Source organism: Kitasatospora sp. NPDC041988 (assembly GCF_055588525.1).
This window is the reverse complement of the sequence record NZ_JBVJCO010000050.1, coordinates 21,934-40,221: the sequence shown is the minus strand read 5'-3', so window position 1 is coordinate 40,221 and position 18,288 is coordinate 21,934. Positions and strand designations below refer to the sequence as shown.

General features: G+C 73.0%; 15 protein-coding genes. 4 read left to right on the top strand and 11 right to left on the bottom strand.

Annotated features, from left to right (window positions below):
* Positions 1-153: 153 nt before the first annotated feature.
* The 8 genes from pyrE to ACZ6NC_RS34550 all read right to left on the bottom strand — a co-directional run bounded on the left by pyrE (position 154) and on the right by ACZ6NC_RS34550 (position 10,611).
* Complete coding sequence (gene pyrE, locus ACZ6NC_RS34585) at positions 154-690, bottom strand: orotate phosphoribosyltransferase (protein ID WP_465737833.1); 537 nt, start codon at positions 688-690, stop codon at positions 154-156.
* A gap of 80 nt (positions 691-770) precedes the next feature.
* Positions 771-1,880, bottom strand: a complete 1,110-nt coding sequence (locus ACZ6NC_RS34580; RefSeq protein ID WP_465737832.1) for an SRPBCC family protein — start codon at positions 1,878-1,880, stop codon at positions 771-773.
* A 157-nt stretch (positions 1,881-2,037) separates the two neighbouring features.
* The gene (locus tag ACZ6NC_RS34575) at positions 2,038-3,702 is read right to left on the bottom strand and encodes a polyamine aminopropyltransferase (RefSeq protein ID WP_465737831.1); all 1,665 of its coding nucleotides are present in this window, start codon (positions 3,700-3,702) and stop codon (positions 2,038-2,040) included.
* Positions 3,703-3,844: 142 nt separating this feature from the next.
* On the bottom strand, positions 3,845-4,372 hold the full coding sequence (locus ACZ6NC_RS34570; protein ID WP_465737830.1) for a DUF2617 family protein: 528 nt from the start codon (positions 4,370-4,372) through the stop codon (positions 3,845-3,847).
* A 485-nt stretch (positions 4,373-4,857) separates the two neighbouring features.
* The gene (locus tag ACZ6NC_RS34565; protein ID WP_465737829.1) at positions 4,858-6,018 is read right to left on the bottom strand and encodes a pyridoxal phosphate-dependent aminotransferase; all 1,161 of its coding nucleotides are present in this window, start codon (positions 6,016-6,018) and stop codon (positions 4,858-4,860) included.
* A gap of 117 nt (positions 6,019-6,135) precedes the next feature.
* A complete protein-coding gene (locus tag ACZ6NC_RS34560; RefSeq protein WP_465737828.1) occupies positions 6,136-6,702 on the bottom strand; it encodes a type III secretion system chaperone family protein in 567 nt (188 codons plus the stop codon).
* A 226-nt stretch (positions 6,703-6,928) separates the two neighbouring features.
* Positions 6,929-9,535, bottom strand: a complete 2,607-nt coding sequence (gene clpB / locus ACZ6NC_RS34555; RefSeq protein ID WP_465737827.1) for an ATP-dependent chaperone ClpB — start codon at positions 9,533-9,535, stop codon at positions 6,929-6,931.
* Positions 9,536-9,663: 128 nt separating this feature from the next.
* Positions 9,664-10,611 (bottom strand): LysR family transcriptional regulator, encoded by a 948-nt coding sequence (locus ACZ6NC_RS34550; RefSeq protein ID WP_465737826.1) that lies wholly within the window; start codon positions 10,609-10,611, stop codon positions 9,664-9,666.
* Between the two features lie 71 nt (positions 10,612-10,682).
* Between ACZ6NC_RS34550 and ACZ6NC_RS34545 the strand changes: the two genes are divergently transcribed.
* The 4 genes from ACZ6NC_RS34545 (at position 10,683) to ACZ6NC_RS34530 (ending at position 15,355) form a co-directional block, all read left to right on the top strand.
* Positions 10,683-11,798, top strand: a complete 1,116-nt coding sequence (locus tag ACZ6NC_RS34545; RefSeq protein ID WP_465737825.1) for a TDT family transporter — start codon at positions 10,683-10,685, stop codon at positions 11,796-11,798.
* Between the two features lie 648 nt (positions 11,799-12,446).
* Positions 12,447-13,439 (top strand): LuxR C-terminal-related transcriptional regulator, encoded by a 993-nt coding sequence (locus ACZ6NC_RS34540; RefSeq protein WP_465737824.1) that lies wholly within the window; start codon positions 12,447-12,449, stop codon positions 13,437-13,439.
* Positions 13,429-14,364 carry a LuxR C-terminal-related transcriptional regulator gene (locus ACZ6NC_RS34535; RefSeq protein ID WP_465737823.1) on the top strand — a complete coding sequence of 312 codons (936 nt, stop codon included), beginning with the start codon at positions 13,429-13,431 and terminating at the stop codon, positions 14,362-14,364. The genes ACZ6NC_RS34540 and ACZ6NC_RS34535 overlap by 11 nt, the downstream gene beginning before the upstream one ends.
* Entirely contained in the window at positions 14,357-15,355 is a 999-nt protein-coding gene (locus tag ACZ6NC_RS34530) for a LuxR C-terminal-related transcriptional regulator (RefSeq protein WP_465737822.1), read from the top strand. Before ACZ6NC_RS34535 ends, ACZ6NC_RS34530 begins: the two co-directional genes overlap by 8 nt.
* A gap of 22 nt (positions 15,356-15,377) precedes the next feature.
* Here the strand turns inward: ACZ6NC_RS34530 and ACZ6NC_RS34525 are convergent, their stop codons facing one another.
* From ACZ6NC_RS34525 to ACZ6NC_RS34515, 3 genes are all read right to left on the bottom strand, one after another.
* Positions 15,378-16,004, bottom strand: a complete 627-nt coding sequence (locus tag ACZ6NC_RS34525) for a hypothetical protein (protein ID WP_396324271.1) — start codon at positions 16,002-16,004, stop codon at positions 15,378-15,380.
* Positions 16,005-16,537: 533 nt separating this feature from the next.
* Complete coding sequence (locus ACZ6NC_RS34520; RefSeq protein WP_465737821.1) at positions 16,538-17,539, bottom strand: helix-turn-helix transcriptional regulator; 1,002 nt, start codon at positions 17,537-17,539, stop codon at positions 16,538-16,540.
* 208 nt (positions 17,540-17,747) lie between these two features.
* Positions 17,748-18,281: a heat shock protein transcriptional repressor HspR gene (locus ACZ6NC_RS34515; protein ID WP_465737820.1), complete on the bottom strand. Its 534-nt coding sequence runs from the start codon at positions 18,279-18,281 to the stop codon at positions 17,748-17,750.
* Between the last annotated feature and the right edge of the window lie 7 nt (positions 18,282-18,288).

Genomic DNA, 18,288 nt, shown 5'->3' with positions numbered 1-18,288 from the left:
CTCCCCCCCCCCGCCCCCCCCCCTCCCCCCCCCCCCACCCCCCCCCCCCCCCCCCCCCCCCCCCCCCCCCCCCCCCCCCCCCCCCCCCCCCCCCCCCCGGCCGTCTGTCCTGGAGTTTCGGTGTACTCGGTCGCCCTGGTGCGCCCGGGGCCGTCAGAGGCCCAGGTCGTCCAGGTCGTACGCGGTGACGTACGGGAGGCCCGTCGCCTCGACCGCGGCGGCGCCGCCGCGCTCCACGATCACCGCGACACCGACGACCTCGGCGCCCGCCTCGCGCAGCGCCTCGACGGCGGTCAGCACCGAGCCACCGGTGGTGGAGGTGTCCTCGACGGCCAGCACCCGGCGGCCCTTGACCTCCGGGCCCTCGATCCGGCGCTGGAGGCCGTGCGCCTTGCCGGCCTTGCGGACCACGAAGGCGTCCAGCTCCTGGCCGCGCGCGGCGGCGGCGTGCAGCATCGCGGTGGCCACCGGGTCGGCACCGAGGGTCAGACCGCCGACGGCGTCGTACTCCAGGTGGGCGGTCGCGTCCAGCATCACCCGGCCGACCAGCGGGGCGGCCTGGCCGTCCAGCGTGATCCGGCGCAGGTCGACGTAGTAGTCGGCCTCCTTGCCGGAGGAAAGGGTGACCTTGCCGTGCACGACGGCCTTGTCCTTGATCTGTGCCAGCAGGGCGTCGCGGTCGTTGCTCATGAGCGGTCAGTCTAGGGCTTGTCCGACAACTCGCGTCGCATCAGCGCGCGGCGGGAAAGCCCTGGGGGGTGAGGGCCCGGCTAGCGTCGGCGCAGGGCCCTGACCAGCACCACGGCGCCGCCGATCAGTGCCACACCGCCGCCGATCACCCACGGCACGGCGCTGCGGCCGCCCGGGCCGGGCACCACGATGCCGCCGGCCTCGCCGCCCCAGCGGGACGCCGCCCGGGCCCGGGCGCTGCGGGCCGGGAGGGCCGGGGCGTAGCGGCCGCGCGGCGGGGCGTGGTCCACCTCCTCGGCGGAGCGGCCGACGATGCTGCGGCGGACCGGGCCGCCGAGCACCGGCTCCTGCTCGTACTCGAAGGGCAGGTCGGCGGGGAGGTCGGTGGGCAGCTCCTCCTCGGCCGCGGCGGCGGGGACCTCGGTGCCGGCGGACTGCTCGTCGTCGTCCCCACCGGCGGGGTCGCCGGTGGGGAGGCCGAAGCGCTCGGCGTCGGCGTCGGAGAAGGCGATCAGGTCGGAGAGGTCGTCGTCGAGGTCCTCACCGGGCTCGCTCTGGTGGTCCTCCAGGAAGAGGACGGTCGCGGTGGGCTCCTCGGCGTCCTCGTCCTCGTCCTTGTCCTCGTCCTCGGTCTCCGCGGCCTTCTCCGCTTCGGCTTCGGCCTCGGCCGGTGCGGTGGTGTCCGTCCCGGCTTCCTCGGCCTGCTCGGCGTCCTGGTCCGCGTCCGCGTCCGTGTCGGCGGCTGCGTCCGGGGAGGCGAGGGCGGCGGCGAAGCGCTCCAGCAGGCGGCGGCCGGTCGTGGCGAGGGTCTCCTCGTCGAACTCGGTCAGCCGGCCCGTGGCGGACAGGTCGCCGGTGAAGCGGACCACGGCGGTGCCGTCCTCGGCGCCGTCGGCGGCGCTGACCCGGACGGTGGCGGTCGCCTCGCCGCTGCCGCGGGCCTCCTGGCCCTCGGCGAACACGGTGAGCACGCCCTCGCGGCCCTCGATCAGCGACAGCACGCCGCGGTAGGTGATGGTGGAGGTGCCGATCCGCAGCTTCAGCCGCCCGCCGATCTCCTCGGCGGGGCCGCTGCCGACGGCGGCGGGTTCGGTGCTGAGACCCGGCACGCAACGGGCCAGCAGAGCCGGATCCTGCAAGGCCTGCCGGACCTGCTCGGCCGGCAACGGGACGACAACCTCATGCTCCATGTCACGGAGCCTACCGACCGAACCTCCGGTGGTCCCTGCTGTGGCCCCTACCTGTCGCGCCGACTTCCCCGCCCGGCCTCCGCTCAGCCCCCGCAGGCCCGCCGGACCGTGCCCGGGCCGCCGGCTCAGCGCTCCGGCCGCACCCCGCCGCGCGCCCTCACTGCGGCCCCAGGAGGCTGAGAGCGGCCGGGGGCCGGGCCGGGCGGAGGGCGGTGAGGCGGGCGGCGGCGGCGCGGAGGGTGTCCGGGGTGAGCGCGCGGGGTGGCGGGGCGTCCGGGGCGAGGCCCAGCGGGGGCTGGGCGGCGGCCGCGAGCAGGAAGGCCTGGCTGCCGCTGCTGACGTTGCCGCTGTCGCCGCTGCCGTCCGACCCGGGCCGGCAGCTCGCGGCGGCGCTGCCCTGGACGGCGTACGGGACGGTCCGCAGGCCGGCCGCCCGCAGGCCGGACTCGACCTGCCAGAGGGTGTTCCGCTCGTCGCCGGCCCGGACGGCGAGCCGCCCGCCGGGGGAGAGCAGCCGGGTGGCGAGGCCGTAGAACTCCTGCGAGTGGAACTTCACCGTGCCGCCGTCGGCAGGCGCGGGCAGGTCGGCGAGGACGACGTCGAAGGTGCGGTCGCTCGGGCGGACGCCGCGCAGCCACTCCAGCGGGTCCGCGTCGGCGATCCGGACCCGGGGGTCGTCCATGGAGCGGCCGGAGAGCGCGGCCAGGCCCGGGTCGGTCCGGGCCAGCCGGGTGAGCGCCGGGTCGGCGTCGACGACCAGCACCGAGCGGACCCCGCTGTGCCGCAGCACCTCGCGCAGGGCGAGCCCGTCGCCGCCGCCGAGCAGCAGCACGCGGGCGTCCGGCCCGGCCGCCATCGCCGGGTGGACCAGCGCCTCGTTGCCCCGGTACTCGTCGGGGCCGCAGACCGCGAGTCGCCCGTCCAGGTAGAGCCGGAGCGGGCCCTCGGCCGGACCGGTGAGCACGATCTCCTGGTACCGGCTGTGGGTGGCGAAGCGGACCTGCGCGCCGTAGAGGGCGCTGCGGGCGGCCCGTTCGATCGCGCCGGACCAGGCGGCGGCCGCGGCGAGGGCGGCCAGGACGAGCCCGCAGCAGCCCCAGAGCAGCAGCCGGACCCGCGGCACCGGCTCCTCGCGGAACAGCCAGAGCACCACGGCGGCCCCGGCGACGGCGTTGACCGCGCCGGTGACCAGGGCGCCGGTGCCGGGCCCGAACGTGGGCAGGATCAGGAACGGGAAGGCCAGCCCGCCGATCAGCGCGCCCACGTAGTCGGCGGCGAAGAGGTCGGCCGCGGCCCGGCCGGCGTCCTCGCGGCGGATCCGTTGGATGAGCGTCATCAGCAGCGGGATCTCGGCGCCGATCAGTACCCCGATCAGGCAGGTCAGGCCGACCATCGCGGTCTGGTACCGGCCGATCCAGGCCCAGCAGGAGTACAGCGCGAGAACGGAGAGCCCGCCGGTGAGCGCGAGCGCGCACTCGACCAGGGCGAAGGCGGTGGCGGGGCGGCGGGTGAAGCGCTTGGCGAGCAGTGAGCCCAGGCCCATCGCGAACACCATGACGGAGAGCACGACGGAGGTCTGGGTGACGGAGTCCCCGAGCAGGTAGCTGCCGAGCGCCACCAGTTCGAGCTCGTAGACGAGTCCGCAGGCCGCGCAGACGAACGCGGCCAGCAGGACGCTGAGCCGGGCGAGCCGGGGGCGGGCACGCAGCCGGGACCGACGGCGGGCGGGCAGGGGAGTCAGGCTCCGCCCGAGCCGGGGTGGGCTGCCGTCGTCGAGGTCGAGTCCCGACTGTGCGGGGGGACCGGCCGGATGGTTGATCACGAACAAACGCTAGGGGACGTTCGGTACGGATGGCTGCGTCCATTCGACGGACAGTGCGATACATCGGGTTGACGGATCGTTCCTGCGTGCGAATGGAGGGCGTTCTGCGGGCGTATGCACGCCTCGGGCGCGGCTGCCGTGCTCACCGGGACAACACCAGCGAGGAGCGCGTACAGACCAGCTGCCCCTCCTGCGGATAGGCGTGCCAGGTGCGCCAGAGCAGCCGGTCCGCGCTGCCCTGGGTGACCAGCGCGGTGAAGGCGCTCGGGTCGCCCGGGAAGACACCGGCCAGGCCGCGCGGGTGCCCCTCGACCAGGGCCAGCAACTCCTGGGCGCGGGCGGCGAAGTCGTGCGGCGGCATTGCCTCGATCCGGGCCGCGAACTCGTACTCCCAGCCGTCCACCTGCTTGGCCACCCGGGCCGGCAGCGGGGTGCGGCGGCCGGGCAGGCAGGCGACGGTCTCCAGGCATTTGCCCGGCCCGGCGGCGATCACCACCTGGTGGGAGGCGCCGAGCAGCCGCAGCTGCAGAGTGCCGGGCGGACCGGGGCGTCCGGCGCCGTCCAGTCTCAGGTCGCGGACCGCGAGAGCGGGCAGCGGTTCGCCGCCCAGGCACCAGGCCAGGTCACCCGCGCGGGTGTCCGTGTAGGAGGTCTGCAGTGTGGTGAGCATGCTCGGCTCCGCGTTTCAGCTCCGTGCGCGCCCGCCGAGCAGCAGCGAGTAAGGCCAGGCAGAGGCGAGGCTGTTCGTGGCTGTGCGGTCCAGGGCGCGGCCGACCGTGGAAGGAAGGATTCCGGCTGGAGATTCAGCAGCAGAGAAGCATGAATACGCCGGGTCCGTCGGTGATTTACCCAACTTTGTCAAGCATTCACCGTTTCGAGCACACCTGCTTCCCTGCTCTGATCGACCCGTTGTGCGACTCTGCACAGCGCGCGCCCCTCGCACCGGTCCACGCGCCGTGCACTCCGCTCGCACGCCGTCTACGGGCCCCGCGCGCCCCCACCCTCCCCTGCGCCCGGCGCGCGGTGGCACACGAAGCGCCCGGACCTGCCGGACTGGCATGACGAATGCCCGACAGGCAGCAAACATCCATGCCTGTCGGGCAAGTTGACGAATCGTCAGGACATCCGGGCCATCCCGCCGATCCGTCAGATCCATCAGATCCGGCTGAGCCTGGCCACTGCCTCCTGGAGGACGTCGACCCGCTTGCAGAACGTGAACCGGACGAGGGGGCGGCCGGCCTCGGGGTCGTCGTAGAAGACGGCGTTGGGGATGGCGACCACGCCGCAGCGCTCGGGGAGAGTCCGGCAGAACTCGATGCCGTCCTTCTCGCCGAGCGGGGTGATGTCGGTGGTGATGAAGTACGTGCCCGCGGGAGTGAAGACGCGCAAGCCCGCTGCCGAGAGCCCCTCGGCCAGCAGATCGCGCTTGCGGAGCAGGTCGGCGCGGAAGCCGTCGAAGTAGTCGTCGGGCAGGCTCAGCGCCTCGGCGACGGCGTACTGGAAGGGGCCGGCGCTGACGTAGGTCAGGTACTGCTTGGCGGTGCGGACGGCGGCGACCAGCGGGGCGGCGGCGGTGACCCAGCCGACCTTCCAGCCGGTGAAGGAGAACGTCTTGCCGGCCGAGGAGATGGAGACGGTGCGCTCGCGCATGCCGGGGAGGGCGGCGATGGGGTGGTGGGCGCCGGTGAAGACGAGGTGCTCGTAGACCTCGTCGGTGACGACCAGCAGGTCGTGCTCGACGGCGATCGCGGCGATCGCGGCCAGCTCCTCCGGGGTCAGGACGAGGCCGGTGGGGTTGTGCGGGGAGTTCAGCAGGAGCAGCCGGGTGCGCGGGGTGATGAGGGCGCGCAGGCGGTCGAGGTCGGGGCGGAAGTCGGGGGCGCGCAGGGTGAGCGGGACGCGGGTGGCGCCGGCCATCGAGATGCAGGCCGCGTACGAGTCGTAGAACGGCTCGAAGGCGATGACCTCGTCGCCGGGTTCGAGGAGGGCGAGCAGGGCGGCGGCGATGGCCTCGGTGGCGCCGGCGGTGACCAGGACCTCGGTGTCGGGGTCGTACGTGAGGCCGTAGAAGCGCTGCTGGTGCCCGGCGACGGCCTGCCGGAGTTCAGGGATGCCGGGGCCGGGCGGGTACTGGTTGCCGCGGCCGTCGCGCAGCGCCCGGACGGCGGCCTCGCGGACCGCCTCGGGCCCGTCGGTGTCGGGGAAGCCCTGGCCGAGGTTGATCGAACCGGTGGCGGTGGCGAGAGCCGACATCTCGGCGAAGATCGTCGTGCCCAGCCCGTGCAGCCTGCGGTTCAGCAGCGGCCTCGTACCCATTGCGGCTCCTCACGCCTCGTCGTCGGCCCCATCCTCGGGCCGGGGGCGGCCGGAGACAAGGACGGCCCGCCACCGGGGTGTGCCGGTGGCGGGCCGTGCCCTGGGAAGGCCGGTGGATCAGGCCTCGTCGGTGCTCTCGGGGGCCTCGCCGTCGCCCTCCTCGCCCTCGATCTCCTTCTGGAGGCCGAGGCGCTCGACGATCCACTGCTCGAAGCCGACGGCGGCCTGGGTCCAGTTGGCGGTGGTGGTGACGAAGTAGTCCAGGTTGACGCCGGTGCCGACGATCATCTGGGCCTCGCCGATCAGGCGGACCACGCCGTCCTCGTGGGTGTGGGTGTAGACCTTGGGCCAGAGGGTCTCGCGGTTCCACTCGTCGATCAGGTCGAGGATCTCGCCCTTCTGCTCCAGCGGGTACGCGCGGTCGTAGAACGCGCGGACCGCGAAGAGCTCCTTCTGCTCGCCGCGGAACATGTAGTACACGCGGAAGCCCTCCCAGGGAGCGGTGAGGTCGCCCTCCTCGTCCACCACGTGCTTGAGCTGCATCTGGTCCAGCAGCTGGGTCACCAGGGCCTGGTCCGGAACGATGATCGGCGGCGGGCCGGCCGGCCGGCCGCCCTGGCCGCCACCGGGCTGGCCGCCCTGCGGCAGGCCGAACGACGGGATGGACGACGGGTCGATGCTCATGGGGGTCCTCTTCCTCAGTGCACGTGGTGGCCGGCAATGAGAGGCCGCCCTTTCCACCTCCCATCCTGCCTCATTCGGGCCCTGCCTCACAGGGGCGGCGGCCCGGGAAGGATCTTGCCGGAGGGCCTGCCGGGGGCGGCGGACACCCAGGGTGAACAGGGCGGCGGGCCGCCCCGTGGAAGGGGCGGCCCACCGTGGGCGGGGCTCCGGTGCGGGCCCCGGTGCGCTACTTCTCCAGCGGTCCGCGGCCACGGACGGTGAGGCGGTCGGTCGCTTCGTCCAGCTCGACCACGACGGTGTCGCCGTCGTGCACCTGGCCGGAGAGGATCGCCCGGGCCAGCTGGTCGCCGATCGCCGACTGCACCAGGCGGCGCAGCGGGCGGGCGCCGTACGCCGGGTCGTAGCCGGTGAGCGCCAGCCAGTCCCGGGCGGCCTCGCCGACCTGGAGGGTGAGCCGGCGCTCGCGCAGCCGCTCGCCCAGCCGCGCCACCTGGAGGTCGACGATCCGGCTGAGCTCGGCGGTGCCCAGCGGGTCGAAGACCACGATGTCGTCCAGCCGGTTGAGGAACTCCGGCTTGAACGCGGCCCGGACGGCGTCCAACACCAGGGCCTTCTTCCGGTCCTCCGGTGTGGTCTGGTCCACCAGGAACTGAGAGCCCAGGTTGGAGGTGAGGATCAGGATCGCGTTGCGGAAGTCCACCGTGCGGCCCTGGCCGTCGGTGAGCCGGCCGTCGTCCAGCACCTGGAGCAGCACGTCGAAGACCTCGGGGTGGGCCTTCTCGACCTCGTCCAGCAGCACCACGCTATACGGGCGGCGGCGGACCGCCTCGGTGAGCTGGCCGCCCTCCTCGTAGCCGACGTACCCGGGCGGGGCGCCGACCAGGCGGGAGACGGAGTGCTTCTCGCCGTACTCGCTCATGTCGATGCGGACCATCGCCCGCTCGTCGTCGAAGAGGAAGTCGGCCAGTGCCTTGGCGAGTTCGGTCTTCCCGACGCCGGTGGGGCCGAGGAAGAGGAAGGAGCCGGTCGGGCGGTCCGGGTCGGCGATGCCGGAGCGGGTGCGGCGCACCGCGTCCGAGACGGCCTGGACGGCCTCGTGCTGGCCGATCAGACGGCGGCCCAGCTCATCCTCCATGCGCAGGAGTTTGGCGCTCTCGCCCTCCAGCAGCCGGCCGGCCGGGATGCCCGTCCAGGACGCGACCACGTCGGCGACGTCGTCCGGGCCGACCTCCTCCTTGACCATGGAGGCGCTGGTGTCCTCGCCGGCGGCGCGCTCCTGTGCCTCGGCCAGCTCGTGCTCGGCGGCCGGGATCTCGGCGTACATCAGCTTGGAGGCGCGTTCGAAGTCGCCGTCCCGCTGGGCGCGTTCGAGGGCGCCGTGCAGGTCGTCCAGGCGCTCCTTCAGCTCGCCGACCCGGTTGAGGCTCTTCTTCTCCTGCTCCCACCGCGCCGTGAGCACGCTCAACTGCTCGTTCTTGTCGGCGAGATCGCGCCGCAGCCGGGCGAGCCGGTCGACCGAGGCGGGGTCGGACTCCTTCTCCAGGGCCAGCTCCTCCATCCGCAACCGGTCGACGGAGCGCTGGAGTTCGTCGATCTCGACCGGGGAGGAGTCGATCTCCATCCGGAGCCGGGAGGCGGCCTCGTCGACCAGGTCGATCGCCTTGTCGGGCAGGAAGCGGGAGGTGATGTACCGGTTCGAGAGCGTCGCGGCGGCGACCAGGGCGGCGTCCGAGATCTGCACCTTGTGGTGCGCCTCGTACCGGCCCTTGAGGCCGCGCAGGATGGCGATCGAGTCCTCCACGCTGGGCTCGCCGACCAGCACCTGCTGGAAGCGGCGCTCCAGGGCCGGGTCCTTCTCGATCCGCTCGCGGTACTCGTCCAGCGTGGTGGCGCCGACCATCCGCAGCTCGCCGCGGGCCAGCATCGGCTTGAGCATGTTGCCGGCGTCCATCGCGGAGTCCCCGCCGGCGCCCGCGCCGACCATGGTGTGCAGCTCGTCGATGAAGGTGACGACCTGGCCGTCGCTCTGCTTGATGTCGTTCAGGACGGCCTTCAGCCGCTCCTCGAACTCGCCCCGGTACTTCGCGCCGGCGACCATCGCGCTGAGGTCCAGCGCGACCAGGCGCTTGCCGCGCAGCGACTCCGGCACGTCCCCGGCGACGATCCGCTGGGCCAGGCCCTCGACCACGGCCGTCTTGCCGACGCCGGGCTCGCCGATCAGCACGGGGTTGTTCTTGGTGCGCCGGGAGAGCACCTGGACGACCCGGCGGATCTCCTGGTCCCGCCCGATCACCGGGTCGAGCTTGCCGTCCCGGGCGGCCTGGGTGAGGTCGGTGCCGTACTTCTCCAGCGCCTTGTAGGTGCCCTCCGGGTCCGGCGAGGTGACCCGGCCGCTGCCGCGCACGTCCTTGAACGCGGCGAGCAGCGCCTTCGGGGTGGCGGCCTGCTGCACCAGCAGCTCGGCGACGGCCCCGCCCTCGGCGGCCAGGCCGACCATCAGGTGCTCGGTGGAGACGTACTGGTCGTCGAGGTCGTCGGCGCGCTTGCCGGCCTCGGTGAGCACGGCCAGGGTGTCGCGGGCCAGCTGCGGGGCGGCGACGGTGGAGCCCATCGCGCTGGGCAGTGCGGCCAACTGCCGGCGGGCCTCGGCGTCGACCCGGGTGACGTCCGCGCCGACCGCCTCCAGCAGCGGCCTGGCGATGCCCTCGGGCTGCTCCAGCAGGGCGGTCAGGATGTGCACCGGCTTGACGTCCGGGTGGCCCGCGGCGCCGGCCTTCCGGATCGCGGCGGACAGGGCGTCCTGCGTCTTGGTGGTGAACTTGCTGGCGTCCACTGCTGGGGTTTCCTCCTTGCTGGGGGGTGGATCCTGCGGGCTGATGAGCGGATCCGGCATGCTCGCACCGAATTCTGCTGAATACAGCATGCACTAAGTTGAGTCTACCCCGCGCAACTTTTCGGGACTCAACTTCCGGATGAACGATTGTGGGGCTTCGGCGTCCGGTCCGGCGTCCGCCGGGTCAGCGTCAGCAGCTCCCGGGCCGGCCCGCTCGGCCGCCGCCCGGCCGGCCAGACCGCGCGCAGCGGGCGCCGCAGGTCCAGCCCCTCCGCCAGCGGCACCGCCACCAGCCGCCGGGTCGCCAGCTCCTCCACCACCGCCAGCTCGCTCAGGCAGACCGGACCGGCACCGGTCATCGCCGCCGCCTTCAACGCCGTCGACGAGGCCAGCTCCATGCGCGGCCGCGCCGCACCCCCGTACGGCGCCAGCGCCATCTCCAGCACCTCCCGGGTGCCCGAACCGGGCTCGCGCAGCACCAGCGGGGTCGCGGCCAGCTCGGCGCCGGTCAGCGGGGCCCGGCGACGCGCCCAGGCGTGGCCGGGCGCGACCACGACCACCAGCCGGTCGGCGGCCACCACCGCGCCGGCCAGCCCCGGCGGGGTGGACGGGCCCTCGACGAAGCCGAGGTCCGCCTCCCCGGCCAGCACGTGCCCGGCGACGTCCGCCGAGTTGGCCGTCCGCAGCGTCACCGCCGTCCCCGGGCTGGTCTCGTGCAGCGCCAGCAGCCAGCCCGGCATCAGGTACTCGGCGACGGTCAGGCTGGCCACCACGACCAGCCGGGCGTCCCGCCGCTCGCGCAGCGCGTCGATGCCGGCGTCCAGCGCCTGTGCCGCCTCCACCACCTGGCGGGCCCACTCGACCACCAGTCGGCCCGCCTCGGTCGGCCGGCTGCCCCGGGGTGAGCGGTCCAGCAGCGGCACGCCGATCTGCTGCTCCATACCCTTGATCCGGGCGCTGGCGGTCGGCTGGCTCACCCCCAGCTCGGCCGCCGCCCGGCCGACACTGCCCAGCCGGGCCACTGCGAGCAGCAGCTCCAGCGCACCGAGTTCGGGGACGCGCGGAGAGAGAGCCATAGGCTCAGGCTATGCCCTCATAGAGCGCCGGGCGCTACCGGTGCCCGCCCGCCGACGGCACGGTGGATGTCATGGCCACCGTGATCGACACCCCCGCCCCCCGACCCCTCCTCCGTACCCGCCTCACCCGCCTCGACCTCGCCCAGCTGGGCCCGAACTGGTACGCGGCGGTCATGGGCACCGCGATCGTCGGCAACGGTGCCGCCGCCCTCCCGGTCGCGCTGCCCGGGCTGACCGGGTTCGGCGAGGTGATGTGGGGCCTCGGGCTGGCCGCCCTGGTGGTGCTCGGGGCCGCCCGGGTGGTCCACCTCACCCGGCACCGGGCCGCCGCCCGCACCCACCTGCTCGACACCCCGGCCACCGCCGTCTTCTACGGCTGTCCGCCGATGGCCCTGCTCTCGGTCGGGTTCGCCACCCTGGCGCTCGGCTCGCGGGTGATCGGCACCGGCCCCGCCGTCGCCCTGGACGCGGTGCTCTGGAGTGCCGGCACCCTGTACGCGCTGACGGTCGCCGCCGGCATCCCGTACCTGATGATCACCCGGCACGCCGTCTCCCCGCTGGAGGCCAACCCGACCTGGCTGCTGCCGGTGGTCGCCCCGCTGGTCGCCGCCTCCACCGGCCCCGCACTGGTCCCGCACCTGCCGGCCGGCACCCCGCAGCAGGCCATGCTGTACGGCTGCTGGGCGCTGCTCGGGGTCGGCCTGCTGGCCACCCTCGCCCTGCTGCCGGTGGTGCTCACCGGCCTGGTGCACAGCAAGCTCCCGGCCCTGGCGCTCACCCCGTCGCTCTTCCTGGTGCTCGGCCCGCTCGGCCAGTCCACCACCGCCGTCCACCAGCTCGCCGACGCCGCCCGCCCGGTCACCCCCCGGCTCGCCCCCGCCGCCCTCGCCTTCGCCGAGCTGTACGGTGTCGCGGTGCTCGGCGTCGCGATGCTCTGGCTCGCCGTCGCCACCGCCGTCAACCTGCGCGCCCGCCGGGCCGGAATGACCTTCGCGATGACCTGGTGGGCGTACACCTTCCCGGTCGGCACCTGCGTCACCGGCGCCGCCGCCCTCGCCCGGCACACCGGCTTCGCGGGCTTCACCGGGCTGGCCGCCGGGCTCTTCGTCCTGCTGGTCGCCGCCTGGGCCGTCGCCGCCGCCGGCACCGCGGCCGGCCTGGCCGGCGGGCGGCTGCTGGCGCGCTGAGTGGTCGGGCGCCCGCCCGCCTGCCCGATCGCTCGGGGGCGGGTTGTCCGGCCGCTTGCCCGAAAGACACGTGGACACCGAATGACCGGACGGTCGGACTCCACGGGCCAACCCGCGTGACCTGCGGTTTTGCCGACCGCCGGAGCATGGCGCGGGAGCCCGCGCCGACCGTCCGGTGCAGGTTTCTGCAATTGCGAGAACATGCACTCGGGCGGCACTTGTTCACCGGCCGTCACGCTGTGAGGGTGGAGTCACGTCAGGTCGTCCGGGCAACCGCAGCCCGATGGTGGCGACTTGCTCTTCAAAACTGGATGCGAACGGTACTTCCGTACCTGCATATCGGGGGGAAGAGCGCCGGCCGGGGCGCCATGTGTGGTGATGGCCCCCGGGACCGGAGCCGGCGAGGCGTTGCTGCTCCGCCTCGCCGGAATCGCCAAGACCGTGGCGTGACACCGGCGGCCCCCGGGCCTCCCGACGTGCGACGGCACCCGGGACCTGGGGGTCCGTCGGCTCGCAGTACCGTGATCGCGTGCGGCGCGCGGTGCTGGGACCATGACCGGCAACCGTGCGGGAACACGTGGCAACCGTGGCACCTGCGTAGCCGAAGCACAGGCGTATCCGAGATCCATCCGGCAGGGAGTGTTCGAGGTGACGGCGGACTCGACGGCCGCTCCGGGCATCACCGGGCCGTCCGGCGAACCCGACGACGAGGCCCGCCGGCTCTACCTGGCCATCCTCGGCGGCGGCGGTCGCATCCCCGTCGCCGACGTCCCCGAGGCCGACCGGGCCGCGCTGCGCCGGCTCGTCGACATCGGCCTGCTGATGCCCAACCCCATGGACGCCTGCTACACCGCCGTCAGCCCGCGCTCGGTCAGCGACCGGCTCGGCGCCGAACTGCGCAGCGAGGCCACCCGGCTGCTGGTCCGCGCCGAGAACCTCCCCGGCGCCCTCGACTCCCTCACCCGCGCCTACGACGCCGTGCCCCGCCCGCCCGAGCGCTCCGGCGGCGCCGTCTACATCGAGGGCCACGTCCACATCCGCCACCGCATCTCGCAGCTGGTCTCCGACTGCCGCACCGAGGTCCTCACCGCCCAGCCCGGCCACCGCCCGGCCGACGTCCTGCAGATCGCCCTCCTGCAGGACGTCCAACTCCTGCAACGCGGCTGCTCGCTGCGGACCATCTACCAGCCGGTGGCCGTCTCCGAACCCGCCGCCCTCGCCTACGCCGACAAGGTCACCCGGCACGGCTCGCTGATCCGGATCCTGGACGAGCCGTTCCAGCGGCTGTTCGTCTTCGACCGCTCCGTGGCCGTGCTCTCCGCCAACGAGGACCACACCGCCGCCGCCTTCATCTCCGACCCGGCCGCGATCGCCTTCCTGGTCAACGCCTTCGAGCGCGACTGGGCCCGCGCCGACGCCACCGACTGGACCGCCGCCCGCGCCCACGGCCCCGCCCGCGACGCCCCCGACCGGGTCGGCCGCCTCCTCTCCCGCGGCCTCACCCAGCGCGCCGTCGCCACCCGGCTGGGGCTCAGCGAACGCACCGTCGCCGCCCACATCTCCCGTCTGCGCGAACGGCACGGCGCGCAGACGCTGTTCCAGCTCGGCTGGCTGATGAGAGGCGGCCCGGATGACCGATGAACCCACCACCGCCGAACAGGCCCTCTACCTGGCCGCCCTCGCAGCCGGCGGCCACCTGCGCGCGGCCGCCCTCACCCCCGCCGACGCCCCCGCCCTCACCGGCCTGCTGGGCCACGGCCTGCTCGCCCCTGCCGCCGCCGGCTACACGGCCGTCGACCCGCGCTCCGTCAGCGACCGCCTCGGCGCCGAACTCCGCACCGAGGCCACCCGGTTGCTCGTCCACGCCGAACACCTCCCGGCCGCCCTGGACGACCTGACCCGCGCGTACGACGCCATGCCCCGCCCGGTGGGCCCCCTGGAAGCCGTCCATGTCGAGGGCACCGCCGAGATCCGGCAGCGCATCGCCGAACTCCTCTCCGACTGCACGGAGGAACTGCTCGCCGCCCAACCCGGACCCCGCCCGGTCGCCGGCCTGCGGATGGCGATGCCCCAGGACCTCGCACTGCTCAAGCGCGGCGGCGCCATGCGAACCCTCTACCAGCCGCTGGCCTTCGCCGACCGCACGGTGGCTGAGCACGTGCGGTCCATGGCCGGACACGGCGCCCAGGTCCGGGTGCTGCAGGAGCCCTACCGGCGGATGCTGGTCTTCGACCGCTCGGTGGCCGTCATCCCCGCCGCCGACGACGAAAGCAGAGCGGCCTTCGTCCACAACGCGGCGACGGTCGCCTTCCTGGTCGCCGTCTTCGAACGCGACTGGTCCCGGGCCACCCCCGCCGACCACGCCACCACCGCCACCACGCCGCACCCCACCACCACCCGCGTCGGCCACCTCCTCCGCCAAGGACTCACCCAACGCACCATCGCGACCCGCCTCCACCTCAGCGAACGCAGCATCGCGGCCCACATCGCGCGCCTGCGCCGCCGCCACGACGCCCAGACCCTGTTCCAGCTGGGGTGGCAGATGCGGGGTGGCGGCGATGACTGAGCCCCGAACCCCGTCGGACCTGCTGACCGCGGCCCTGCCGGACGCCGCTGCCCGCGAGCTGTACCGCGCCATCCTCCGCGAGGGCGGCCGCATCCGGGCCGCCGAGGTCGGCCAGGCGGACGCCGCCGCGCTGGAACGGTTGGTCGAAGTCGGGCTGCTGGTGCCGCTGCTGATGGACGCCTCGTACAGCGCCGTGGATCCGCGCTCGGTCACCGACCGGATCGGGGTGGACATCCGGCTGATGAGCGCGCGGCTCCTGCTGGAGGCGGAGCAGCTGCCCGGGCTGATGGACGACCTCACCCAGGCCTATGACGCCGCGCCCCGGCGCAATGACGGGCCGGCAGGGGTCAGGTACCTCGCGGACATGGCGCAGATCCGGCACGAGATCGAGCAACTGGCCCAGGCGTACCGGACGGAGGGGCTGACCGCACAGCCCGGCGGGGCCCGGCCGGCCGAACTGCTGCCCGACTCGCTCGACCGGGCCCGCCGCTACCTCGAACGCGGTGGCACCATGCGGACCCTCTACGAACCGGCTGCCCGGTCGGACGGCCCGACCGTGGAGTACGCGGTCGAGACCACCCGGCTCGGTGGCGCGATCCGGGTGCTGGCCGTGCCGTTCAAGCGAATGCTGATCTTCGACCGCACCGTCGCCGTGATCCCGGCCGCGCCGGACAACAGCAGTGCCGCCTTCGTGGAGGACCCGGCGACGGTGTCCTTCCTGGTGGACGTCTTCGAGCAGCACTGGCAGCAGGCGGAAGGTGTGAACTGGGCGGCACTGGCCGGGGGCGGCACGGAGCAGCTGGTCCACGAGCAGGTCGGCCGACTCCTCGCGCAGGGCCTGACCCAGCGGACGATCGCGAGCCGCCTCGGCCTGAGCGAGCGCACGGTGGCCGGTCACATCGCGCGGCTGCGGGAGCTGTACGACGCCGAGACCCTGTTCCAGCTCGGCTGGCAGATGCGCGGAGCCCGGACGGGGGAGTCCGGTGCGTGAGCTGCCGGGCCGCGAGTGGAGGTCAGCCGGTGGCGGCGTTGCTCGGCCAGTAGCCGGTCGGGCCGACGGCCGGGGGCTGCTGGCGGGGAACGGTGAACTGCTCGCCGGGGGCGGTCCAGAAGCCCTCGCGCAGGGAGAGCGCCATGCCGGCCCAGTCCAGGGCGGTCTCCACGGTGTGGTGGAGGGCCTCCTGCGACCAGGTGTCGTCGAAGACCAGCGGCAGCACGGGGGCGACCTGCTCGATGGTGGCGATCAGCGGGTTGTGCGTGATCGCTTCGTCCACCAGCAGGACGATCGGCTTCCGCAGCGCCGACGCCCACCCCAGCTCCAGGCTCACCCCGGCGGACAGCGGTGCGCCGACGTACGCGAAGACCAGGTCGGCGGACTGCAGGGCCCGGAAATCCGAGGGGACCCGCGGCTCGGGGGCCCGGCCGGCGACGGTCCAGGCATCGCTGTGGTGCGCGCTGTACACGGCGGCGCCGCTTCGCAGGAGCGTGGTGCGAAGCGTCGTCAGCCGCGTCCGGCTGGCCAGGGTCACCACACTGTCCGCCGGCCCGGTCAGTCGCATCAACGGCGCGGCCAGGAAGACTCGTGCACGCCGGCCCTCAGGGGCCTGGCTGTCGTGGTGACGCAGGTAGGGCTCGGTCATTGTCGACTCCGGGAGAAGGCCGACCGGGGGAGTAAGCGTCGGCGGATACGTTGGACCAGGGGTGCCCAAACTGATGGGACATGGTGGTTAGTTGAGTGGGAAATTGAAGGTACATCGGCAAGTGTGGTGAACTTGGACGGACCATCGAGAGCGAACTGATCGTCCATCGGGCGCAGTGGCGACGTCCAGGTTTGCGAGGTGGCATCTGGATGCCTGGCAGAGAGATGACGCACTGCGGGAGTGCAGCGGCGTGACATAGTCCGGCGCTATGCGGCAACATGTGTTCAGTCGTTCTACTGCTGGCCGTTTGTTTGATAACGGGTCTGAGGGAAGGGGCGGGCGTATGTCTCGCATGCACCGGTACGTCCGAAAGGTCGTTCTTCCTCTCGTCGTGGGTGCGGTGGCGCTGCTCGCCATCACGGCCACCGTGGCGGGGGGCGAGTATGTCGACGGCGAGCAGGCGAGTGCCACGGTCACCGTTGTCGCCTCCGATACGCATTGGACCTAGCCGGTCCGGCGCGCACCGCTTCCCTTTACGGCTGCTCGCCAGGCTCGTGGGACGCTCGCCCCAGGACGTAGCCCAGTTGAAAAAGCGAGTCGACGTTGTAGTCGTCGCGCATTTCGGCGATATGGCGGGCCAGCGTCCGCTCGCTTATGCCGAGCCGGCGGGCAATCACGCGATGATTCGTCCCGGACAGCAGCAGCTCGATGATCGTCTGCCGGAGCCGCGAAACGACTTCCTGTGGGACCGTCCGTTCGCCGTCGAACTCCAGGGCACGGCCCCAGTTGCGCTCGAATACTTCTTCCACCAGGTATTTGATCACGGACTGATCGTGGATGAACGCGGCCAGGCTCATGTCGTCGGCCACCGGGATGACCGCTATTCGGCGGTCGATGATGATCAGTCTGGTGTAGGGCTCGTCGAGGGTCCTGAATTGCCATCCCGCAGTGGCCAGGGTGGCGACATAGTCACGTGTGGGTTGATGGTAGCGAGTGCTGGCATGGTAAATCGTGCGCATGCTCGCGCCCCGGCGTAGCTTTGCGAGGTCGTCCTCCAGACCGGCGGCCAGGACCCCGGGCGGACGCGGTCCGCCAGGCTGCATGGCGAGCGCTTCCTCCGGGCCGCCCGCCTGGGCCTGCTGGAGCCGCTGATTTATCAACGCCTTCCCGTGTACATATTCGACCTGTCCGCCTTCCTGTCCTCGGGAATGGAAGGCTTCCGCGAGATCGCTGAGGTCGGCGGGGAGTGAAACGGCGCGGGACAGCAAATCCAGCGCCTGGCGCTGCCAGGCGAAGCTCAAACTGGTGGAAAGCTGGGCGGGGTCGACGGCGGCAAATACTCCGGGCTCGTCGATATCGGGCACCAGAAGGCCCAGGGCAATCAGTTCGTCGAACGCGACGGCTTCCTGCGGATCGTCGTCCTTTCGGACCAGTCGACCGTTCTCCCGGAGAGTGGCCAGATACAGTGCCCGGGCGTCTGCTGACAGGGCGCGCGACCCATCCGGCATGAAGCCTGGTTGCTCGCGGCCGTTCATCCTCGTCTCCTTGTCGTAGGCCGGCCAATACTGTCAGAGAGTCGGTGCCTTGCTGCGGAGTTGATCTTAGGCTGAGCAGGATGTCCGGCGTGGAGATTCGCGGACCTGGATGACGGTAGAGCGCTCAAGTCTGCACTCTCTCACCAACACCAAGCCGCCGGCACCCCCCCGACCAGAGGGAACCGGCGGCAGTGGCCGAAGAGGCTGGTCAGCGCTTGGGCCGCCACACCACCAGGGCGCTCGACTGCGTCGGCGGCTGGTAGGGCACCAGGTCGCGGCGGTAGGAGGCGTGGATGGTGGCCTCGCGCTGCTGGAGGGTGGTCGCGGCGCCTTCGAGCGAGTCGGCGAGTTCGGCGATGCGCGACTGGAGGGCGGTGACCTGGTTCTCCAGCTCGATGATCCGCTTGATGCCGGCCAGGTTGATGCCCTCGTCCTGCGAGAGGCGCTGGACCTCGCGCAGCTGCTGGATGTCGCGGGCGGAGTAGCGGCGGCCGCGGCCGGCGGTGCGGTCGGGGCAGACCAGACCGAGGCGGTCGTACTGGCGCAGCGTCTGCGGGTGCAGGCCCGAGAGCTCGGCGGCGACCGAGATCACGTACACCGGGGTGTCCTCGGTCAGGACGTACTGCGGGGGCGGGGCGGAGCGGCGGGCGCGCGGGGCGCCGCCGGGGAGGCCTTCGCCCACACCGGGACCGATCGGGCCGCCGGGGCCCAGCGGACCGAGGGGGCTGCTGTCGGGGGTCATCTGGTCG